Annotated in this window: 15 protein-coding genes; 4 read left to right on the forward strand and 11 right to left on the reverse strand. The window is 60.0% G+C overall.

The window, feature by feature from the left end:
- Positions 1 to 9: 9 nt before the first annotated feature.
- From AAE484_RS09885 to AAE484_RS09900, 4 genes are all read right to left on the reverse strand, one after another.
- Positions 10 to 1,014, reverse strand: a complete 1,005-nt coding sequence (locus tag AAE484_RS09885; RefSeq protein ID WP_445928845.1) for an alpha-L-glutamate ligase-like protein — start codon at positions 1,012 to 1,014, stop codon at positions 10 to 12.
- Complete coding sequence (locus AAE484_RS09890; protein WP_341938215.1) at positions 1,011 to 2,564, reverse strand: inactive transglutaminase family protein; 1,554 nt, start codon at positions 2,562 to 2,564, stop codon at positions 1,011 to 1,013. Before AAE484_RS09890 ends, AAE484_RS09885 begins: the two co-directional genes overlap by 4 nt.
- A complete protein-coding gene (locus AAE484_RS17480; protein ID WP_445928846.1) occupies positions 2,561 to 3,343 on the reverse strand; it encodes an ATP-dependent zinc protease family protein in 783 nt (260 codons plus the stop codon). The genes AAE484_RS09890 and AAE484_RS17480 overlap by 4 nt, the downstream gene beginning before the upstream one ends.
- A gap of 147 nt (positions 3,344 to 3,490) precedes the next feature.
- Positions 3,491 to 4,369: a lysophospholipid acyltransferase family protein gene (locus AAE484_RS09900; RefSeq protein ID WP_341938216.1), complete on the reverse strand. Its 879-nt coding sequence runs from the start codon at positions 4,367 to 4,369 to the stop codon at positions 3,491 to 3,493.
- 193 nt (positions 4,370 to 4,562) lie between these two features.
- Between AAE484_RS09900 and glyQ the strand changes: the two genes are divergently transcribed.
- From glyQ to AAE484_RS09920, 4 genes are read left to right on the forward strand one after another with little or no spacing between them, the layout of a single operon-like run.
- Entirely contained in the window at positions 4,563 to 5,525 is a 963-nt protein-coding gene (gene glyQ, locus AAE484_RS09905) for a glycine--tRNA ligase subunit alpha (RefSeq protein WP_341938217.1), read from the forward strand.
- Positions 5,522 to 7,597, forward strand: a complete 2,076-nt coding sequence (gene glyS / locus AAE484_RS09910; protein WP_341938218.1) for a glycine--tRNA ligase subunit beta — start codon at positions 5,522 to 5,524, stop codon at positions 7,595 to 7,597. Before glyQ ends, glyS begins: the two co-directional genes overlap by 4 nt.
- The gene (gene gmhB, locus AAE484_RS09915; protein WP_445928848.1) at positions 7,537 to 8,217 is read left to right on the forward strand and encodes a D-glycero-beta-D-manno-heptose 1,7-bisphosphate 7-phosphatase; all 681 of its coding nucleotides are present in this window, start codon (positions 7,537 to 7,539) and stop codon (positions 8,215 to 8,217) included. The genes glyS and gmhB overlap by 61 nt, the downstream gene beginning before the upstream one ends.
- Before the next feature lie 2 nt (positions 8,218 to 8,219).
- On the forward strand, positions 8,220 to 8,993 hold the full coding sequence (locus AAE484_RS09920; protein ID WP_341938220.1) for a lysophospholipid acyltransferase family protein: 774 nt from the start codon (positions 8,220 to 8,222) through the stop codon (positions 8,991 to 8,993).
- A gap of 87 nt (positions 8,994 to 9,080) precedes the next feature.
- Here AAE484_RS09920 and AAE484_RS09925 read toward each other — a convergent pair whose 3' ends face one another.
- The 7 genes from AAE484_RS09925 to AAE484_RS09955 form a co-directional block, all read right to left on the reverse strand.
- Complete coding sequence (locus AAE484_RS09925; RefSeq protein ID WP_341938221.1) at positions 9,081 to 13,226, reverse strand: pectate lyase family protein; 4,146 nt, start codon at positions 13,224 to 13,226, stop codon at positions 9,081 to 9,083.
- A gap of 291 nt (positions 13,227 to 13,517) precedes the next feature.
- On the reverse strand, positions 13,518 to 15,509 hold the full coding sequence (locus AAE484_RS09930) for a pectate lyase family protein (RefSeq protein WP_341938222.1): 1,992 nt from the start codon (positions 15,507 to 15,509) through the stop codon (positions 13,518 to 13,520).
- Positions 15,510 to 15,857: 348 nt separating this feature from the next.
- The gene (locus tag AAE484_RS09935; protein ID WP_341938223.1) at positions 15,858 to 16,895 is read right to left on the reverse strand and encodes a sensor domain-containing diguanylate cyclase; all 1,038 of its coding nucleotides are present in this window, start codon (positions 16,893 to 16,895) and stop codon (positions 15,858 to 15,860) included.
- A gap of 56 nt (positions 16,896 to 16,951) precedes the next feature.
- Positions 16,952 to 18,277, reverse strand: a complete 1,326-nt coding sequence (locus AAE484_RS09940; RefSeq protein ID WP_341938224.1) for a glycosyltransferase — start codon at positions 18,275 to 18,277, stop codon at positions 16,952 to 16,954.
- Positions 18,278 to 18,332: 55 nt separating this feature from the next.
- A complete protein-coding gene (locus tag AAE484_RS09945) occupies positions 18,333 to 19,283 on the reverse strand; it encodes a lipid A deacylase LpxR family protein (RefSeq protein ID WP_341938225.1) in 951 nt (316 codons plus the stop codon).
- 171 nt (positions 19,284 to 19,454) lie between these two features.
- The gene (locus AAE484_RS09950) at positions 19,455 to 19,769 is read right to left on the reverse strand and encodes a DUF3144 domain-containing protein (protein WP_341938226.1); all 315 of its coding nucleotides are present in this window, start codon (positions 19,767 to 19,769) and stop codon (positions 19,455 to 19,457) included.
- Positions 19,753 to 22,890, reverse strand: coding sequence for an efflux RND transporter permease subunit (locus AAE484_RS09955; protein ID WP_341938227.1), 3,138 nt, complete (start codon positions 22,888 to 22,890; stop codon positions 19,753 to 19,755). The genes AAE484_RS09950 and AAE484_RS09955 overlap by 17 nt, the downstream gene beginning before the upstream one ends.
- Between the last annotated feature and the right edge of the window lies 1 nt (position 22,891).

The raw sequence follows: 22,891 nt of genomic DNA on the forward strand, positions 1-22,891 counted from the left end.
ACCCGGAGATCACGCCACTTTGCCGCCTTTGGCCAGGGTGGCGGTGGTTTCCGAGACCGGGGGCAGGGGTTCGGCAAAGGCTTCCACGGCATAGTCGACGCGCGATTCCGGCGTTCTGTGCTTTCCGGCTTTGATGCTTTCGATATGACGCAGGCGCGGCAGCAGCCCCAGGCCATTGGCCACCTGAATGGAGAGCCCCGGCCGGGCGTTGAGCTCCAGCACCTGGGGGCCGCGGCTTTTGTCGAGCACGATATCCGCCCCCATGTAGCCCAACCCCGTCATTTCATAGCACTGGGACGCCAGGACCATCAGTGCCCGCCAATCGGCCACCTGGATCTTGTCCAGCGGCTTGTGGGTATCCGGGTGCAATTTGATCGGCTGACCAAACTGGACGGCCTTGAGGCAGCGGCCAGTGGCAATATCCAGCCCGACGCCCACCGCGCCCTGGTGCAGGTTGGCCTTGCCGTCCGAGGCATGGGTGGCCAGGCGCATCATGGCCATGACCGGGTAGCCGCGAAAGACCACCACCCGAATGTCGGGGACGCCTTCGTGGGAGTAGCCATCGAAAATATTGTCGAACTCGATCAGCTCTTCCACGATCACCACATCGGGCTTACCGCCGAGCGAATAGAGTCCCGCCAGAGTGTTGGACATGTGGCGGCGGATCTCGTCGATGTCTATCTCCGCGCCGGATGACTTGATGAACCGGTCGCCCCGGCGGCCGGTAATCACCAGAATGCCCTTGCCCCCGGAGCCCTTCGCAGGCTTGACCACAAAACCGTCCAGCTCCTTGAGCGAGTCCTCAATCCGGTTGATGGCGAACTGCTCGCGCACCACAAACAGCAGGGCGGGGGAGGCCAGACCAAACTCCTCGGTCAACAATTTCGTTTTCAATTTGTCATCGACCAGCGGGAACAACCGACGCTCGTTGTAACGCCCGATGAAATCGCGATTGCGGCAGTTCATGCCCAGGATACCGAGCCTGGACAGGTGCCAGGGGCTGATCCATTTCACGAGTCGCTCCCCCGGGCGTCATCCAGGCCCATGGCCCGGAAGCGGCGCAGCTCCGAGAGTTTATAGCCGGTGTACTGCCCCATGAGCATGATCAGGGCCAGCAGCACCAGGTTGAGCTCAGGGAAGTTGAAGCTCAGGTGGCTGGCCAGGGGCAGGCTCATCAACAGGTAGGCGAATACCGCCACCAGAAGACTGCCACCGCCCTGAATCAGTACCTCGTGCGGCCCCTCCTCTTCCCACAGGATCGACATGCGCTCGATGGTCCAGGCAATGATGATCATCGGGAAAAAGGTGATGGTCATGCCGGTGTTGAACCCCATCTGGTACCCCACCAGACTCAAGACCGAGATCAGAAAAATCACCAGCACCACGATGGTGGCAATACGGGCGACCAGCAGCAGATTCAGGCGCGAGAGATAGCTGCGCATCATCAGTCCCAGCGCCACCACGGACACAAAGCTGATCAGACCGGGCAGCAGGGAGGTCTGCAAAAACGCCAGAGAAATCAGAACAGGCATGAAGGTACCCGAGGTTTTCAGCCCCACCATCACCCGCATGAACACCACCACCAGCGCCCCGAGAGGCAACAGAAACAGCAGCTTGAACATGCTCTGTTCTTCAATGGGCAACTGTTGCACCCCCAGCAGGGCAAAGGTGCTGTCCGCAAACTGGGCAACCGCCAGATCCTCGGCCGGGGCGGTCTGACGGATCATGGAAAAGCTCACCCCGGAGCGGGTGCCACCGGTCACATCCAGCAGCGACTGTCCGCCCCGATGCCAGAGCACCAGGTTGTCCGGCACGCCCTGGGCGCCGGTCTGGGAGTTGAACAGCACCCATTGCTCCCCGTTGTAGGTCTCGACCATGGGAGTGAGCGTCTGACGGCGACGGGCATCTTCGAGCCGGAGCCCCATCACCTGACGGGCGGGAATCTCGGCCTGATTGAGAAGCTTCTCCAGCAATTCCGACCGGTTGTCGGTCTCTTCGAGCAGCAGCGACGCGTTCTGGTCGCCCGAGGCATTGTTCAGGCGCTTGATCAGCTCCCGGGTCAGGCTCTCGGGCGTACTGGAAGTTTCCACGGCCTGCGACAGTAACTGCTCGGCGGCCGTCCTCTGGGGCTCTTCCCAGAAAACATCTTTGGGTTGGGGTGATTCAGCCCGGCCTTCGGAGGTGTCTTCATCGCGCTCCCGATCGGGCACATCGGCAATCAACTGGGCTTTGTAGTACAGCGTCTGGGGCCCCTGGGCGTCGCGTTTGGACCATTCGCCCCGGCGGTCACCAGCCTGCTCGATCACCGAAAACCCGTAACCGGGAGAGGTGGCGTGTTCGGTGTGCAAACGGAAGCCCGGCGGAGTGTCTGGCAGGTCGAGACTGACCAATACCTCATCACCCGTGGCGATAAAGTCGACTCTAGCCTCAATCAGCCAGACCGGGCGACGCTCACCGGGGGTAAAGGGCAGTTCCATCTCCACATGCCGTGCCCAGGCGGTCGCCAGGCCAGTCACCACCAGCGCGGCCACAATCAGGTAAAAGGGGAGCCTGGACTGGGTCATTCATCTTCCTCCCGACCATTGTTCGAGGACTCGGGCGGTCTGGGCTCGGTGACATTGTCCTGGGCAACATCCACCAACATGAGATCCCGCAGGACATTGCGGCCGATCAGCAGGGGTTGGTCCAGATGGCTGCGATTGGTCAGGGTGAACTCCGCCACCTGGGTCATGCTGCCCATGGTGATTCGCATCTCGACCACGGGGCGGCGCTCCGGCTCTTCGGAATTGGATTGGCTGATCAGGACTTTGCGCGAGCGCGGACGCTCCAGCTCGACCAGCTGATCCAGGTCCGGATCGTGAATCTCAAAGCGCACCCAGTCTTCACCGTTGCGCTCGAAGATTTCAATATTCCGGGCGTCGAGTGAGGAAGTGTTTGCGCCGGTATCCACTCTGGACTCCAGCGTGATGCCCAGATCAGTCAACATCACGTTTTCGGTCGCGCCCACAACGGTTTTGTCCAGACTGGCACTGGTCAGCGGCATTGCGCCCTGGCCCGGGTGACAGGCCTGATCGCTGCTTTCCCGGTCGAGGTCGGCCGTCGCGGTACGCATGAATTCGCGTAGCGCCGCGTCGCCTTCGCGCTGCAATTCCAGTGTCTGACGCAATAGCTCGAGCGTCTCGGCCAGCTGTTGCTGCTGCTCATCCGCCTGAGTCTGGCGCGACTGCTGCGCCAACAGACATTGATCGGCCGCCTCCATATCCGCTTTTTTCACCAGCAAGTGCTGCGAGCTGCAGCCCATCATCAGAAACAGACAAGTGGAAAAACTTATGATTTTGGACAAGTGGAGGCTCATGGGTCCCTTCCAGAATATGTGGTTTGGCCAGGATCAGTGGTTTGGCGTCATGCGCCGGCAATGTATTGATTGTAACTCACTCGGATAGCGCCGGCGTGACATGGCCAAAATCCGGATCCGTTAAATGGCGTAAAGTTACCGATAACGTTGTGGGTAGTCAGCCGGCAGCCGGCGAAAGCGCTTGTACTCCCACTGGTACTGGGCGGGAGCACGCCGGACACACTCCTCCACACTGCGGTTGAGTGCCGTGACCGATTCCACCACCGTATCGCGATAGATACCCTCATCCGCGGGCCGTATCACCACTTTGAACCCGGCCGGAACTCGTTCGGCAAAGACACTCACCACCGTGCAGCCGGTGCGTTGTATCAGGTTGTGTACCAGCGTCATGGTCAGCGCCGGCTGCCCGAAAAATGGGGCCACCTCGCCGCCGTTGCCCGGCTCGGGAACCTGGTCGGGGAGGATGCCCACAATTTCCCGACGCTTCAATGCCTTCAACAGCTGCCCGACGCCCCGTCGATTGGTGGGGGCCAACGCCATATTGCTTCGGCGGCGACCCTCATAAATGAGAGCATCCAGTGCCGGCTGGCGGGGCGGCTGATAGAGCGCCGTAGTGGGGGCTTGAGTGGCGAGAAACGAGCCTACCACCTCCCAGTTCCCCAGGTGCGGCGCCAGCACCAATACCCCACGGCCGCTTTCGAGCCCTTCCTGCAGGTACCGGGCACCCTCGACTTCGACAATTTTCTGCATCAGCCATTGCGGCGAATTCTGCCACACCGCGGCGGCTTCGGCCGCCGTCTTGCCGGTTTCCTTGAGGCTACGGCGCGCCAGTTGATCGCGCTCGGTATCGCTCAACTCGGGCCAGCAGAGCGTCAGGTTTTCCAGAGTGACACGCCGGGCCCGCCCACGACTGTGCCACATCAACCACCCGACGACGCTCCCCAGAGCCCGGCCGACAGAGAGGGGACAATGGCCGAGCCACTTCAGAACAAATAGAGTCAGGGTGTCTTTCATGCATCAGGGTCGCTTAAACGGTCAAACTGGGCGCAGTTTACGGTAAAAACCGGCCACTGAGTACCAATCCGCCGCCAAGAACCGCTATAATTCCACGCTGTTTCGCAGTCCGATCAGAAGTACCGACAGTTTCCCACAGCGGCGCGCTCCCGAGCGCGCCGCTTCATTTAAAAGCGATGCTCGGAGGCAGCCCGTGTCAGACAGCCATACCGCCGATCAACCCGATGTGAGGACTTTCCAGGGCCTGATTCTGGCCCTGCAGTCCTACTGGGCCCGCCAGGGTTGCGTAATCCTGCAGCCTTTGGATATGGAAGTGGGCGCCGGCACCTTTCATCCGGCCACCTTTCTACGCTCGATCGGTCCGGAAACCTGGAACGCCGCCTATGTCCAGCCCTGCCGCCGCCCCACCGACGGGCGCTACGGCGAGAACCCCAATCGGCTACAGCACTATTACCAGTTTCAGGTGGCGCTCAAGCCCTCGCCCGAGAACATCCAGGAGCTGTACCTGGGCTCGCTGCGGGAAATGGGCATCGACCCGGCCATTCATGACATCCGCTTTGTCGAAGACAACTGGGAATCGCCCACGTTGGGCGCCTGGGGTCTGGGCTGGGAGGTCTGGCTCAACGGCATGGAGGTGACCCAGTTCACCTACTTCCAGCAAGTCGGGGGACTCGAGTGCTTTCCGGTCACCGGCGAGATCACCTATGGCCTGGAGCGTATTGCCATGTACCTTCAGGGGGTGGACTCGATCTTCGACCTGGTCTGGACCGTCAACCCGGCGGGGGACAAGGTGACCTACGGGGATGTGTTCCACCAGAACGAAGTGGAAATGTCCCACTACAATTTTGAGCAGGCCGATACGGAGTTTCTGTTCCACAGCTTCGATGTCTGCGAGCGCGAAAGTGAGCGGCTGATCGAGCAGAACCTGCCTCTGCCCGCCTACGAGATGGTGATGAAAGCCTCCCACGCTTTCAACCTGCTGGATGCGCGCCACGCCATTTCGGTGACCGAGCGCCAGCGTTTCATCCTGCGGGTACGCAGCCTGGCCCGTGCGGTGGCTCAGGCCTACTTCGATGCGCGCAAAAGCCTCGGCTTCCCTCTGGCCCCCGAGGCGCTGCGCCAAGAACTTCTCGCGGCTGAGGGAGACGACCAATGAGTGCCGATTTTCTGTTCGAGCTGGGCACCGAAGAGCTGCCCCCCACTGCCCTGAAAACCCTGCTGCAATCGCTGCGCACGAGCTTCGAAGCGGGCCTGAGCGCCCATGACCTGAGCTTCAGTGCCATTCACGGCTACGCCAGCCCGCGCCGCCTGGCGATCAAGGTCGATGAGTTGGCCGAGCAGACGCCGGTCAAAGAGGTGGTGACCTTCGGCCCACCCACCAAAATCGCCTTTGATGCCGAGGGCAAGCCCACCAAGGCCGCCGAGGCCTTCGCCAAAAAGAACGGCGTGACGCTGGAGCAACTGACTACCGAAAACGACGGCAAGGCCGACAAACTGGTGGCGCGCACCGAAGCGGGCGGCCAGGCGACCGTCGAGTTGCTGGGCGACATCGCCAATGAGGCGTTGGCCAAGCTGCCCATCGCCAAGCGTATGCGCTGGGGCGCGAGCCGGACCGAGTTTGTGCGCCCGGCGCACTGGCTGGTGATGCTCTTTGATGACGAAATTGTCGACGCCGAAGTACTGGGCCTGCGCGCCAACCGCTGCACCTACGGTCACCGCTTTCACTACAATCACGAGCTGGATCTGTTCAGCCCCGATGAGTACCTGAGCAAACTCAGGGACACCGGCTATGTCATGGCCGATATGGACGCCCGCCGGGAGCTGATCCGCACCCAGGTCAACGCCCAGGCGGAAAAGGTCGGCGGCCAGGCCGTGCTAGACGATGATCTGCTGGACGAAGTCACGGCTCTAGTGGAGTGGCCGGTGGCGCTGCTGGGCAACTTCGAAAAGCGCTTTTTGAACGTGCCGCCGGAGGCGTTGATCGCCTCGATGAAAGAGCACCAGAAATATTTCCACCTGGTGGATGCCAAGGGCCAGTTGTTGCCGCACTTCATCACCGTGGCCAATATCGAAAGCCAGGACCCGGTGCAGGTAATCGACGGCAATGAGCGGGTCATCCGCCCGCGTCTGTCCGATGCCGCCTTCTTCTTCGATACCGATTTGAAGCGCAGCCTGGAAGAGCGGCGCGAGCAGCTCAAGCCCATCGTCTTTCAGGCCAAGCTCGGCAGCGTGTACCAGAAAACCGAGCGCATTGCCGCCTTGGCAAAAAGCATTGCCCTGGCACTGAACGCGGACCCGGCGCTGGCCGAGCGGGCGGGCCAGCTGTGCAAATCGGATCTGGTCACCGACATGGTGGGTGAGTTCGACAATATGCAGGGCATTGCCGGTTACTACTACGCGCGCAATGACGGCGAACCGAAGGACGTGGCCCAGGCGATGATGGAGCAGTACCTGCCCAAGTTTGCCGGCGACGCACTGCCCGAGACCACCACCGGTGCGATCATCGCGCTGGCTGACCGCCTGGATACCATCACCGGTATCTTCGGGATCGGCCAGCAGCCCACGGGCTCCAAGGACCCCTTCGCGTTGCGCCGGGCCAGCCTGGGCGTTCTTCGGCTGCTGGTGGACAAGTCCCTGGATCTGGATCTGCGCGACCTGCTGGAGCAGTCCGTGGCGCAGCACACCGGTCTGACCAAGCCCGAGGGACTGGTGGATCGGGTGCTGGAGTACATGCTCGAGCGTTTCCGCGCCTGGTACGAAGATGCCGGCATTCCGGCGGAAGTCTTTCAGGCGGTGAGCGCACGCGGGGTCACCTGTCCGCTGGACATCGACCTGCGGGTCAAGGCCGTGCACGAATTTTATCAGCTGCCCCAGGCCCAGGCACTCGCCGCCGCCAACAAGCGGGTGGCCAACATCCTGAGCAAGTCAGGCGCACCCTCGGCCGAACTGGATCCGGCTCTGCTGCAGGAGAGCGCCGAGCAGGCCCTGGCACAGGCGGTCAGCGCCAAAGCCGAGGAAGTCTTACCCTTGTTCGAGCAGCGCGAATACACCCGGGCACTGACCAGTCTGGCCGACCTGCAGCAACCGGTGGACAGCTTCTTTGACCACGTCATGGTCATGGCCGACGATGAAAAGCTGCGCACCAATCGCCTGGCCCTGCTGCAACAATTGGGCGAGCTCTTCCTGGCGGTGGCCGACATTTCCCTGCTGGCTCCCTCAAAAGGTTGAGAGGCCAAACGGCTGAAAGATTAAAAGGTTTGACCATGAAGCTGATCATTCTCGACCGTGACGGCGTGATCAACGAAGACGCCGGTGATTACATCAAGTCCGCCGATGAGTGGCAGCCCATTGCGGGCAGTATTGAAGCCATCGCCCGTCTGAATCAGGCGGGCTATACTTGCGTAGTGGCCACCAACCAGTCGGGCCTGGCCCGGGGCTTGTTCGATCTGGACGACCTCGAAGCCATGCACGCCAAACTCACCGGCCTGGTCGAGGCGCAGGGTGGCAAGCTGGAGGCGGTGTTCTACTGCCCCCATCATCCAGACGATGACTGCAAGTGCCGCAAACCCAAAACCGGCATGCTCGACGCCATTGAAGCCGAGTTCAACCTGTCCCTGCAGGATGTGGTCTTTGTTGGCGACAGCCTCAAGGACCTGCAGGCGGGCGCGGCCAAGGGCTGCACTCCCTGTCTGGTGCGCACCGGCCGCGGGCGGGAAACGGAGGCAAGGCTGGCCGAGGGAGTGGCGGCCGAAGGCGCCAGTCCGGCCCTGTCGCTGGAGCAGGTGGTGATTTTTGCCGACCTGGCGGACGCCGTCGATACGATTTTAGCTGCGGAGGCCCAAGACTGACCGTGCTCTATAAAGCCTTACTCTACGTTCGCACCACAATTTTCAATGCCGGCTATTACGGTTCCGGAATTCTGTTCGGGGCACTCAGCACCCTGATCTGGCCGTTGTTGCCCTACCACTGGCGCTACCGTCTGATCAATTGCTGGAACCGCTTTGTCATGCTCTGGCTCCGGGTGTGCTGCAATATCCGCATTGAAGTGATTGGCGATTTTCGCAAGGACCTGCAACCCTATGTGGTCATGTCCAAACACCAGAGTGTCTGGGAAACCCTGTTTCTGCAGCTCTACTTTCAGCCCATCTCCACCATTCTGAAAAAGGAGCTGTTGCGCATTCCGTTTTTCGGCTGGGGACTGGCGGCGATGAAGCCCATCGCCATTGACCGGCGCAACAAAACCCAGGCGCTGCGGGATGTCAAAACCAAAAGCGTCGCCGCTCTGGAGGAGGGCAACAACGTTCTCATCTTCCCCGAAGGCACTCGCATGGCACCGGGCACCTCCGGCACCTATGCCCGCAGCGGCGCGGACATCGCCTGCGCCACCGGCCGGCCCATCATTCCGGTCGCACACAACGGCGCCGAATGCTGGCCGCACAAGGATTTTCTCAAGCACCCCGGCACCATCACCATGATCATCGGTGAGCCGATTTTCAGTGAGGGCAAGGACCGCAAGGTGCTGACCGAAGAAGTCCGGCAGTGGATTGAGAGCACCATCGAAACCCTGCCGGTGGGACGAAAGGATGGTCAGCGTCCCTGGCTGAAAGATCCGGATACCGAGTAACAGGCAGGACGGCAATAAAAAGGCGAGCCCCGCGGGGCTCGCCTTTTTTATTGCGTGGATGACGGTTGCGTTACTGGTAGGGCACCTTTATTGGCACGGCACCTTGCCCAGGCTCAGCACGTAGTAGACATCCCCCGCCAGCGGGGAGTTGAACGGCAACTCGCCGTGCTTGCCCGCCGTAGCGCTGACGTAATCCACCAAATCCTGACCGGCATCCAGACGGTAGTCGCTGAGGGTGGACTGTGAAGCGCCCGAGTAGTCCTGGGCCAGATCACCCACACTGCCGGAGGCATCGGCCAGCGGCGTCTGGGTGCTGGCGTTCAGCTCACAGGCCCCATCAGCAAACCAGAGGTAGACACCGTCGGCACGGTAGTTACCGCCGTCCACATCGCGGGTCAGGTTGCCAGCCAGTTCAGACAGAGCGTTGCCGACATCATCCTTTTCCTGGTGGATCTGGTTGACCACCACCATGTTGTCTTCCCACAACAGATTTGCCCCGACGCGTACACTCAGAATGTCTTTGCGGTAATTCACAAAGACATTGTTGAACATGTGCGAGGTGCCGCGACGGATCAGCGGGACGCGGCGGCCGGTGTTGCCCAGGCTGCTGTAGTGGTTGTCGTCGGTCACAAACGCGTTGTTGTGCATGGTGGTGCGAATCTGGGCGTTGATCTCACGACTGTCGCTGGAGCCATGCAGGGATGCCCGCTTGACGTTGCGCAGCTCGTTGAACGACATGGTGATGTCATAGGCGCCGACTTTCACATCAAAGGCGGCATCGCCGGTGGTGTCGAAGGTGTTCTTGTGAATCCAGATATCATGGGACGCGCCGGTGGCACGAATCATATCCGGGTCCAGACCGTGGTCCTCAGTATGACCCGCTCCCTGAAAGTCCAGGTGCGTCAGGATGATGTTGTTGGACGTTTTCACAGGCTGGCCGGAGCTGTCACTGCCGATGGCAAAGCCATTGAAACGGAAGTACGTCTGGCTCATACGACCGTCAATCGTGGTATTGCCACCCAGTACAATATTGCGGATCGGCAGATCCTTATCGTTCAGACGGTTGTTGAAGAACTCCTGCATGCAGGCGTCATGGTCGCCATAGCCGTTATTGTCACACCACTGACGATAGTCCACACATTCGGCCTCACTGCCGCCAATGGCACTCTGCACGTCGGCGTTACCGCACTGAAGACGGTACATGGCCACTTCGGATTCACTGGCGAAGTCGGATTTGTCGAACACCACCCAGTGGGGTTCGTCGGAGCTGATCGCATCGAACAGCTGCTGCTCGACCGAGGTGCTGCCGTTTTTGGTAATGACGGTCAGGGTGCTGTTGCCATTGGGGTCGTAACCGCCCAGGGCGTTTTCACCGTAGCCCACCGGACGACCCAGAGTCTGGGACAGACACTCGACAATTTCCTGATCGCTCTGCAGGGCGCCGTCGCGCCAGTTGATGCCCGGATCGGTCACCAGGTCGATACAGGCGTTGCTGATCGGACCGGAGTAGTCCGGGTTGGTCGCCGAGCTGCTGGAGCTTGAACTCGAGCTGGATTCGGACGAGGAAGAATCACCGGAAGAGCTGGACTCGGAACTGTCGCTCGACTCGCTCGACGAACTGCTGGCGCTGGACGAAGAACCGCCTTCCGAGACATCACCGGTGGCGTTGTAGATTTCAAACTCGGCAATCTGCGGCGCGCTGCTGGCGCTGTCGATGATCAGATTCACCTTATACAGATTGCGATCACCAAAGCCGGTAATGATCCGCTCCGCACCCAGAGTAGAACCGGTGGCCAGCACCTCGTTGGTGTCGTGGTCTTCCAGGCGCCAGCTGCTGGTCGCATTATTCAGTTCGCGAATGATCACGGTATTGAAAGTGCCACCAAAATTCTTCACTCCCACGCGCTCGTCACTGGTACCGGCCGGCACCCAGTAGCTCGCCAGGTTGCCATCGTTCACATTACCGAAGCTGCTGCCATCGCCTTTGCTGCTGCCATCAGCCCCGCCGTTCAGCGCCAGGTTTGAGCCCAGCTCAGCGGGTTCGCCGCTGGCGCTCGACGACGAGTCGCTGGATGAGGACTCATCACCGGAGCTGGAAGAGGAGCTGCTCAAGCTGCTTGAACTGGAAGAGGACTCGCCACCACCGCCGCTGACCGGCGCATCCAGACAATCGGTGACCACTCCGGCGCCGGCATTGGCCAATACATGAGCCCTGGCGTCCGCCGCGAACAACCGGCTATAACTGTAGGGCGGCACATAACTGACCGTGGACTCCAGGTTCGGACCCGCTTCAATGCCACTGTCGGAGTTTTCAACCCAGGTGACATTGTCGTAGAGGTTGTCCTCCAGATCCCAGTAGCCCAGCTCGCTGCTGTAGTAGGAGACGATCGGATTCTGGGCATCTTCAAACACATTGCCCTCGATCCGGAGGGTTGCACCCATACGCGAGTTGATACCGGTACTGTAGACACCCTCGTAGTAGTTGTTGACCACGTGGCCCTCACCGAAACGGTACAACGGCAGACGGGAGTTGGCGTTCAGCCAGTGGTTGCCCAGGAAGGTGACGCGCCGGTGGTGATCGTCGCCGTCACCGCTGCCCCAGAGAGAGGTTTTCCAGCTATCACGCAGCACATTGTAGGACAGGGTGATGTTGTCGATGTCACCTTTTCCGCTCACCAGCTCATCGTAATAGTCTTTGTCCACATCCAGAGAGTTGTAAAAGGTATTGTGGTCGATCCAGATATTACTTGAAGGGCCGTCGATGGTGATGTGGTCTTTGTCCCCGATGCGGACATAACGCATGGTGACATTGCGCACTATCACGTTGTTGGCTCGCCAGATTTTGATACCGATGCCATCAAACAGGGCGTTGTCGCCCACACCGATGATGGACACGTCATTCATGTCCTTGATATCAAACTTGCTGACATCTGAATTCTCGGGGGTAATGGTGCCATCCACGTAAATGGTCAGCGGGGCACTGCCCTTGTTGCTCAACGCGGCCGACAGTTGGCTGCCGGTGCTGACCGTTACTTCCTCGCCCCCCTGACCGCCGGTGGTTCCGCTACCCATTGCCGCAAAACCCTGAACGGTATTGGCCTGTTCGCAGGACAAGGCTTCGCCCGGGAGGCCTTCCGAACTGGAGAAACTACTGGACGAACTCTGCTGCGATGAGCTGGAGGAGCTCTCCGACGAACCGTTGTCCTCACTGCTGGACGAACTGTCGGAGGACGACTCGGAAGAGCTGCTGCTCTCCGAGCTACTGGAGCTGTCTGAGCTTTCGGAAGCACTCGACGAACTGCCATCATCGCCATTCAGCGTTCCGCCCGTGACATCGACGCGGTCGAAGTTGGGACCGCCATCGGAGCCATTGGCGTGGGCCCGGATGACGTTGTTACCCGCTTCCAGGTTCAGACTGATTGTCTGGGTTCCCCAGTCGGGCCAACCACCGGTTCCCGGAAAGTCCAGGCCGCTCTCCACCACCGTGCCGTTGACGCTGATGGTCATCGACCGGTTGGTCGAGGTGCCGTTGGCAAACCGGAAACTGGCGACCGCCTCTCCCGCGCTCGCCTGATTGACGACCCACTCGATGTAACTGCCGGTTTCGTTCAGCAGGTCGACAAAGCCGTCCCCGGTGTAGCCGGAATGGTTGGTTTCAACCGTGCCAGCGAAACTCGCGGAGTCTTCCGCCTGATAGGTGATCGTTTCCCCGGTGGGGGCCTCATCCTCACTGCTCGAGGAGCTGGAGGAGCTGGAACTGCCGGTGTCCGTGGCCGCGTAGATTTCAAACTCCGCGATCTGTGGCGCGCTGCTGGCGCTTTCGATAATCAGGTTGAGTTTGTACAGCTGTTGGTCGCCGAAGCCCGAAATCAGACGCTCCGAACCCAGCGTGGAACCCGAGGCAAACACTTCTCCGGTATCGTGATCTTCCAGCCGCCATCCGGTGGTGGCGCCATTCAGCTCGCGGATGATAACGGTGTTGAAGCTGCTACCAATATTCTTGACGCCAATGCGCTCATCGCTGCTGGAGCCGGGCTGCCAGTAGCTGCCCGGATCGCCGTCATTGACGTTGCCGTAACTGGAACCGCCGCCCTTGCTGGAACCGTCAGCGCCCGCGTCCAACGCCAGATTGGCGCCTAGCTCGGCGTGGGCAGAACTGAAACTGAAAAGTGAGGTACATAGCAGTATTGAGGCGTATCGGCTGATACGCCGGGAATGGTTGATTGTTTTCATGATGCGTAAACCTTGTTTAGTGTTATGGTTTTGGTTGGCTTCCTTTCGGCACCGCTCCTGTTCTCTCGAGCATGATTCAAGCACAAAAGTGTTTGAAAAAAGCGTGATCCACGTCACACTTTCTTCCATCTTGTTCATTGCAGCGAAATTTGTCGAACGATTCCTGTTTTCTAAGTCCATTTCGAAATCAGTACTATTTTTTATATTTAGAAGATACTGTTTTCGATAAAAAACCCGCGAGCATGCTCGCGGGTTTCCAGCCTGAACCGTTTTCGGGTTATTGCAGTCGGACTATAAACAGTTGTTGATGACGCCGGCCCCCGCGTTGGTGGTCACATGACCCTTGGTCTCGGAGGCAGGAATCACCGGATAGCTGTAGGGTGGCGTGTAGCTCACGGTGGACTCCACATCCGGTCCGGCGACAATGCCATTACTACTGTCCTCATCCCAGGTCACATTGCTGCCGAAGATATTGTCTTCCACATCCCAGTAGCCGATATCGCTGCTGTAATAGGAGACGATCGGGTTCTGGGCATTTTCAAACACATTGCCCTCGATCTTGATGGTCGCCCCCATGCGCGAATTGATGCCGGTACTGTGCACGCCATCATAATAGTTGTTCAGGATATGGGCTTCGCCAAAGCGGAACAGCGGCAGGCGGGAATTGGCGTTCTCCCAATGGTTGCCCAGGAAGGTCACCCGACGATGCGAATCGTCACCATCACTACTGCCCCACAGAGACGTTTTCCAGCTGTCGCGCAGAATATTGTAGGAAACGGTGATGTTGTCGACATCGTTCTTGCCGCTGACCAGTTCGTCGTAATAGTCCTTGTCCACATCCAGCGAATTGTAGAAGGTATTGTGATCGATCCAGATGTTGTTGGAGGGCCCATCAATGGTGATGTGGTCTTTATCGCCGATGTCGACATAGCGCATGGTGATGTTGCGTACGATGACGTTGTCGGCGCGCCAGATCTTGATGCCGATACCATCGAACAGGGCGTTGTCACCCACACCGATAATGGACACATCGTTCATGTCCTTGATATCAAACTTGCTGACATCGGAATTGTCCGCGGTGATGGTGCCATCTACATAGATGGTCAGGGGTGAGCTGCTGTCTTTCTGATCGCTCAATGCATCCGCCAACTCATACCCCGTGCTGACCGTGATGGTATTGCCTCCGGCGCCGCCGGTAGTCCCGCCACCCAGGGAAGCAAAACCCTGCACGGTATTGGCCTGCTGACAGGAGAGCTCCTCTCCCGGGTCGCCCGGCGGTGTGCTACTGGAGCTACTGGAACTGCTTGAGCTCTCACTGGAACTGGAAGAGCTACCGGAGTCAGTGCCACCGGTCATTTCCATCCGATCGAAGTTCGGCCCGCCCTCAGGAACGGTCGCCGTGGCCCGGATGGTATTCCCGCCCTGATTCAGGTTGAGGGTGACACTTTGAGTGTCCCACTCAGGCCAGCCTCCGGTGCCGGGAAAATCCAGGCGGCTCTCCACGACCGTCCCGTTGACACTGATGGTCATGGGGCGATTGCTGGAGGTGCCATTGGCAAAACGGAAGGTCGCTGTGGCGCTGCCCGCTTCGGCCTGATCGACGGTCCACTCGATATAGCTGTTGTCGACATTTTCCAGATCGATAAAGCCCGAGCCGGTGTAACCCGAGTGGTTGGTCTCCTCAGTGCCAATGTAGTCATCGGCGTCTTCCGCCTGGTAGGTCACCGTTTCCCCTTCGGCGGGGGCTTCACTGGATGACGAGCTGGATGAGGAAGAGGAGGAGGAAGAAGAGCTGTCCGAGCCGCCCCCGTCGGAGTCGTAGTAAAGCTCGAACTCGCCAATACGCGGCGCGTTTGAGGCACTTTCAATGATCAGGTTGACCTTGTACATCTGCCGCTCGCCAAAGCCGCTGATCACACGCTCGGAGCCCAGCGAGGACCCGGAGGCCAGAACTTCACCGGTATCGTGATCTTCCAGTCGCCAGCCCGTGGTGGCGCCGTTGAGCTCCCGAATGATCACGGTATTGAAGGTGGCATCAAAATTTTTGACGCCAATGCGCTCGCCACTGCTGGAACCGGGCTGCCAGTAGCTGCTGGTGTCACCGTCGATGACATTGCCATAGCTGGATCCGCCGCCTTTGCTTGAGCCATCGGCACCGGCCCCGAGGGCGAGGTTCGCAACCAGGTCGGCATGGGCGGAGGCAATGGATAAACTCAACAGGGAACTGAAAAAAAGGGTTGAAGCGTATCGGGCGATACGCCGGTTTGGGTTGATTGCTTTCATGATGTTTGAACCTTTGCGTTATGGTTTTAGTGTCGCGTTCAGGCTGGCAGCCTCCTTACTGGGTCTCTCTCACGCAATGGATTCAAACACGGTAACCCGCCGTCATAGTGAGACTTCAATCGCAGTTCACCCATGTCAAGACAATCACGTTACTTAGTTGCGTCCAATTCATTATTTTTTATATGAATTGCTAATTTACATTTAAATGAAGCATTCACTTTATTTACATGGAGCCGGAAGTTGACCGAATGGTGCTAAAAAAACCAGACGAAAGTCGGGAGCAGGGAGAGGGAAAAGAAGCCCGGTGAGGAATGCTCAGCGGGCCCCGGTTGAAGTTGGGCGACGCCACTAGGTCAGTCGCTGGACCTTCTGGCCATTGCGGCCGCTGGCTTTCACATCATAGAGCGCGCGATCAGCGACAGAAATCAGGCGGTTCATCAGCAGACCGGTATGAGCCTGAGCAGCCGCGATACCGATGCTCAGGGTCAGGGGAATCACTCCCTGCTCGGTAACCACCGGCTGAGCGCTGACCCGGCTGACAACCCGCCGTCCCAGAAAGCCGGCCATCTCTTCGGGGCAGCGCGCGGCAAACACCACAAACTCATCGCCCCCATAGCGGGCGACCACATCCTGTGGGCGCACCGCGCTGCGAATCCGTTGCGCCACCTCCACCAGGAAGGCATCGCCGGCCAGGTGCCCCCACTGGTCATTGGCCTCTTTGAAGTGATCAATATCCACCAGCATCAGGGTGACGTCGCTGCCCTCCCGGGTGGCCGTCGCCAGCTCGCGTTTGAGCAACACGTCCATACCTTGGCGATTCCAGCACTTGGTGAGGGGGTCGATCAGCGAATCGCGGCGAGCTTCGTCCAGATCCAGCAGCAACTGCGCCTGTTCATGGCTCAGCGAGGCGACCCTAAGCTCGTTTTCCACCCAGGCCGCCAGACTCTGCAACGTGTCCAGTTGCTCGGCCGTTAAGGTGCGTGGCTCGTGGTCAATCAGGCAGAGCGTACCGACGCAGTGGCCCTGAAACTGTATCGGTTGTCCGGCATAAAAACGGATGTGGGGTGCATTGGTCACCATCGGATTATCGGCAAAGTCCGGATTCTCGAGGGTATCCGGCACCACCATGGCCTCATCGCGATTGATGGCATGGGCACAGAAAGAAATGCGTTTGGGGGTTTCCGCCGCGAGCAGCCCCTGGGCCGATTTGAACCACTGGTTGTCCTTCGACACCAGGGTCACCAGCGCGATGGGCACATCAAACAGGCGGCAGGCCAGGCGGGTGATCCGATCGAAACGCTCCTCGCCCGGAGAATACACCATGGCGAGCTGGTCCAGAGCGGCCAGCCGGTCGGTTTCGTTGGCGGGGATATCGGGTTCTTTCATGCGTTCACTCGTTACATCTCTGTACCCTCCAAGATATACCTTGGAGGGAGGTTTCGCTAACTTTCTTGTTCCCTGTTCTGGTATCGGTTTTTCTCCGCTATCCACTGCCCCATGTATTGCGTGCTTCGGTGCTGGTGATGGCGCAACATGGCACCGACAAAATTGGCGCGCCGATGCTCCTTCAGGCCTTCCATAAGCGACGCCAACCGTCGATGCCAGGACTCGGAAAAACGCCGGCGCGCATAGCGTTGTGACAAGAGCGCTGGGGCATTCGTCTGCGCGGAGCGCCACAAAGACTCATTCTCATACAGCTTGGCGGCGGATTCAACGAACGCCGACGCTTCATCGGCAATCGCGCCCGGCCAGGGGTTCGCGCCACTCATCCCTTCGGCACCGATGGTGGTGGTGACGCTGGGCGTCTGACAGACCATGGCCTCGAGCAGCTTGCCTTTTAAACCGGCGCCAAAGCGCAGGGGCGCCAGGCAAACCCGGGCCTGGCTGATAACGGCACGTGCATCGGGCGCCCAGCCCTTCACCAGAAAGCCCTCGCGGGTGTTGGTCAAAGCTGTGGCCTTGGGTGGGGGGTAGGCGCCATAGAGGTGCAACTGGGCCCCCGGCACACGGGCGCGCAGGGCGGGCCAGAGCTGGTGCTTCAGCCAGAGCACGGCATCCCAGTTGGGCGGATGGCGAAAATTGCCCAGACTGACAAAGTGCTCGCGCTCGGCAAAGCCTTTGGCGGGGTTGAAATAGTCTTTGGTGGCCTCGGATCTGCCATCAACCAACAAGGGCAGGTAGTGCAGTAATTCCGGAGCCACGTTGAACTGATCGGTGAGCAGCGCCATTTCATATTCGGAGATCATCAGGCTCAGATCGCTGCGGTAGATGGCCGCCAGCTCCCGCTGGGCGATATCGCTGGTGGCCATCTGCTCAAACAGCTGGCCGGGCGAATCCAGCACCGGGCCTACCGCCTGACGTTCCGCCTCATTGCCGCCCAGCTCGCGCTGCTTTTCCTTGAGCCGCTGCCAGCGAGCCGCACGCAGACTGTGCAGATCTTCGGTATCGAGCAGGCGCAGAGCCTCGGGGCAGCTCCGGGCCACGCGCCAGCCAAACTGCTCCTCGGTCATGAAGCGGTCAAAGAGAACGGCGGTGGGCCGCTGCTCGATAAGCCAGGCATCAAAGCTGTCGCAGTTGAGGTTGATCCGGGCTTCGGCCACGCCCCGGGCGGGCAGGTCGATGCGGTGAGTGGAGGGCGTGCTGGCACTGGCGTAGGTAATCTGCCAGCGATCCTGCTGAAACAGCTCGATCAGTTGCCACATCCGGGTACCCGCCGCTGACGAATCGGGTTCGGGCCAGACGCTGCCGATAATGACCAGGTGTTTCATTCGCCGGTATCGTTCAACAAGGAATCATTCAAATTGACGGGGCATCTGTCCGGGATCAAAGGCGCCAGGCCAGGGTCACCGAACCGAAACGCTGACGGGCACTGGCGTTTTTATCCAGGTTGGTATTGGCCACCAGGCTACAGGTCAGGCTCAACCGATCCCAGGAATAGGACCAACCGGCGTAGGTGGCGTATTGATCGTGACGCAACTCGCCCTTCTGCCCGGAGCGGATACCACTGCCGCTGACAAAAATCTGATTGTACACGTAATCGGCGCCCACCCCGAGGTAGACGTTCCAGCCGCCATCAATCGCCATGGGGTTGCTGATGCGTCCGGTCAGTTGATTGGCGGTGCCGAAGCTGCGCTCCAGGCGGGTCCCAAAACGGGCGATGAGGGCGCCGCCAAGGGCGCTCTCCAGGTTGCCGAGCGAGGCGTTGCCCAGCAACAGAAGATCGGCGTGCGGCTCTTCGGTGGGGGCCGGCCCCCAGCGCCACACCCGGGCGCGCTCCACCTGGCCCACGGGCTCGTCCTTGATCTGGTAATCCCAGCCCTGGGGTTTGGTGGATCCGGTCATTTTGTGAATGAGCCGCTGGGACTCATCCGCACCGGAAGAGGGACCGACCATACCCAGGGTCACGCTCAGTGAATCCGCCCGGTTGCCGCTCAGGGTCACGAAGCCCGAGCGGAAAAACAGCAGACCGGCGTAGGGCGCATCATTGGGGTCGGGCACGGGCTTGGAAATGTCCTTGGGCGTGACCATTGCTTGCCCGACAGTGTGAGCACTTACTTCAAAGTCATCGCCGTGCTCTTCGATCAGCCAGCCCAGGAAGGGCCGGGTCACCAGGGGTGCCCGGAAGTCTTCGCGATTATCGGAGGAAAGGTCGTACCAGGAGATATAAGCCCCGTTGGTGTAACCACCGCCATCGGTTCCGACAAACAGGTCGTTGTGCCAGAGCACAGTCACCCAGTCCGTATCGGCTTGCGCCGACGACCAGTTCAGTGACATAAGTGTCCAGAATACGAAACAACGCACACGCATGACTTCACTCCGACAGTGCCGGAGCAAGGCAGGGCACCGGCGGAACATTGAGACAGGGTATACGGTCATCCGCCTTTGCGGATGACCGGACCGCTACCTTAGCACCCGCTCAATGGCACCTTCCGTTAAAAAGTGTTATCAGTGCAGGGGCTCATCCGGGCGCTCCTTGGCGATATACACCTTGTAGTGCTCCCGGTAATCCTCCAGGTCGGCCTGGAGTTGATCGTGGAACTGACCGGTCAGGAACTCCAGGGCCGAGGGCATTTCCTCTGTGAACTCCTTGCGATCCAGAGACGCCGAGGCGACCGAGAAAGCATTGAAGCGCGAACAGGCCTGCAGTAAGGCCGCGCTCACCAGGGCCGGATCGCCAGCGGTGTCACAGGCCTCATTGGCCCGCTCGATAAACTCGTCAACCAGGTTCCAGAAAGTGTCTTCATCATGCGTTGGGCTCATTCAGGGCTCCTTTGCGGCCGAATAGCCGGTGCCGATAACCCTGCCAGCGCCGGCCGAGGCGGTCGGCCGTCAGATAGAGGGTGGGCACCAGAATCAGGGTGACTGTGGTGGCAAAGAGTACCCCAAAGGCAAGGGAGATGACCATGGGAATCAGAAAGCGCGCCTGTACGCTCTGCTCGAACATGATCGGCATCAGGCCGATGAAGGTGGTCACCGAGGTCAGAATGATTGCGCGGAAACGGTCGCGCCCGGCCTGCAGCACCGCGTCCATCACCGCCAGGCCCTTGTGCCGGAGGGTATTGATCCGATCGAGCAGCACCAGGTTGTCATTCACCACCACCCCCGCGCAGGCGATAAAACCCAGCATGGAGAGCATACTGATCTCCCGGCCCATCAGCAGATGACCGATGATCGCCCCCATGAAGCCGAAGGGAATGGCGGTGAGAATCAGCACCGGCTGCCAGTAGGAGCGGAAGTTGACCGCCATCAGACCGTAGATGATCAGAACCGCCAACATGAAGTTTTTGCTCATCGAATCCATGAAGTCGGCCTGGTCCTGCATATTGCCATCCGGCGCCAGGGTCAGACCGGGAAACTGCTGCTGCCAGTCAGCCAGGTTGCGTTGCAACAGCTCGCCCACAATCACATTGGCGTCGGCGCCCTCCTCGACACTGGCACTGAGCCCAATCGAGCGTTTGCGGTCGCGCCGGTCAATGGAGGCATAGCCGGGGACAAAGTCGATCTCGGCCACCTCCAGCAGCGGAATCTGGGTGCCGTCGGGGAGGCGTACCCGCATGTGATCCAGTTGACTGATCCGGCTGCGCTCCTCGCGCGGATAGCGCACCAGAACGCGCACATCTTCAATGCCCCGGGGAATGCGCTGAACCTCGGCGCCGTAAAAGGCCTGACGCACCTGCTCGGCCACCTGCCGCAGCGAGATGCCCAGCATTTCGGCGTGAGGTCTGAGCCTCAGGGCGATCTCTTCGCGCGCCGCTTCCATGGTGTTCTGCACATTGTAGACCTCGGGGAATTCCTCCAGCGCCGCACTCACGGTCCTGGCCGCCGCCTGCTGGGAGTCCAGATCGTTGTCGGCAATGCTCAGATTCAGATTGATGTCGTCCCCGGCGGCGTTGATGGTGAAATCCAGGCGGTACTCCTTCGCCTCCGGAATGGGGCCGATCAGCTCGCGCCAGCGGCGGCTGACCTCGGGGCTGGACACCTCCCGATTCTCGGCCCCCACCAGGCCCACCGACACATAGACGTTCTGACTCCAGGCCCAGGTCTGAATGCCGTCGATAAACTCGCCGCCATTATCGTCATTGAGCGCCTCGTCCTCCTCCAGCTTGAGCGCGGCCGACTCCACCTGGCGCATGATCCGGCGGGTTTCGTGAAAAGGCGTTCCCTCGGGCAGGGTCACCCGGGCTTCCAGATAGTCCGAGGGCACATTGGGCATGAAGCTCACCGTCAGCCAGCCGCCGATAAAGACCGCCAGAGACAGGAAAAACGCCACCGCAAAACCGGCCAGGGTCGCGCCCTTGTAACGCAGCATCCGGGTCAGGCCGCGCAAGTAAACCCGGTCGGCAAACCAGTCCAGACTGTCCGCCACTTTCTGCCGGGCGTGGGTCAGCTGGCGCACCGGCTTCCAACGGCTTTCCCGCTCCGGCGTCAGGTGCGACAAGTGCGAGGGCAGGATGAAAAGGCTCTCGATCAGGGAGAACAGCAGGCACAGGATGATCACCACCGGAATGGCCACAATGATCGACCCCATGGCTCCCGGAACCACCAGCATGGGGGCAAAAAAGATCATGGTGCTCAACACCGCAAAAAAGACCGGTATAGAGACGGTTTTTGCGCCACTGGCCGCGCTGGCTGTGCCCTTGAGGCCCCGTTGATGGCTGGTGTAAATACTTTCGCCCACGATAATGGCGTCGTCCACTACAATCCCCAGGACCAGCAGAAACGCGAAGAGGGAGATCATATTGACGCTGACACCGGTGTAGGGCATCAACCAGACCGCGCCGGCGAAGGCGGTGGCAATACCGACGCAGACCCAGACCGCCAGAATGGGGCGCAGAAACAGCATGAGGACAATGAAGACCAGAACCAGACCGGTGACCGCGTTTTCCAGCAACAGGTTCAGACGGCCCTCGTAAAGCCTGGACATATCCCGCCAGACTTCCAGTTCTACCCCCGCCGGCAGCAGTGTCCGATTCTGATCGATGTAGGCTTTGACCTGCTCGGCGGAATCGACAATGTTCGGGTTTTCGGTAATGGACAGCTCGAGAAACACTGAGGGCTTGCCATTGAACTGGGCGAAGACGCTCCAGTCGTCAAAGCCATCCTCAATGTCAGCGACATCCCGCAACAACACCTCACTGCCATCGGCGCGGCTGATCACCGGAATCCGCCCGAAATCCTCGGCGGTGTAGGCCTGGTTGCGGGTCTGGATCTGGATATCGCCATCGCGGGCGCGGATCACCCCGGCCGGGATATTGAGGGACGAGCTGCCCACCGCCTGGGCCACCTGGTCAAAACTCAGACCATAGCGGCGCAGGTTGACCTCGGACACCTCGATGCCCATTTCGTAGGGCCGGGTGCCGTTGAGTTCCACGTGCGAGACGCCGTCCAGCAGGGTCAGCTCGTTGCGCACCCGCCAGCCGGTTTCCTTAAGCGCGGCCTCGCTGACATCGCCGTAGAGCGCCAGGCTCATCAGAAAGCTGCGGCCCACCCGCTGGCGGGTGACCGGACGCTCCACATCCCCCGGGAAGGTATTGATGGCATCCACCTGGGTCTTGATGGCGTTGAGCACTTCCTGGGCGTCGTAGCCCTCGACCACTTCGGCGGTGACGGTTCCCCGCCCCTGGCGGGCGGTGGAGGTAATCTCCTCGATCCCGTCAATATCGGCGATGGCCTCTTCGATGCGGATCACCACCTGCTCTTCCACTTCCGAGGGACCGGCGCCGGGATAGCTCATGGACACTTCGACAAAGTCGAGCGCCACCGTAGGAAAGACCTCTTTGTCCAGCTTGCCCAGACTGGTCAGGGCACCCACAAAGATCAGCACCATCAGGAGATTGGCCGCGACCCGGTTTTCGACAAACCACTGAATCAACCGGTTCATA

The organism is Marinimicrobium sp. C2-29 (assembly GCF_038419845.1).
Classification (GTDB): domain Bacteria; phylum Pseudomonadota; class Gammaproteobacteria; order Pseudomonadales; family Cellvibrionaceae; genus Marinimicrobium.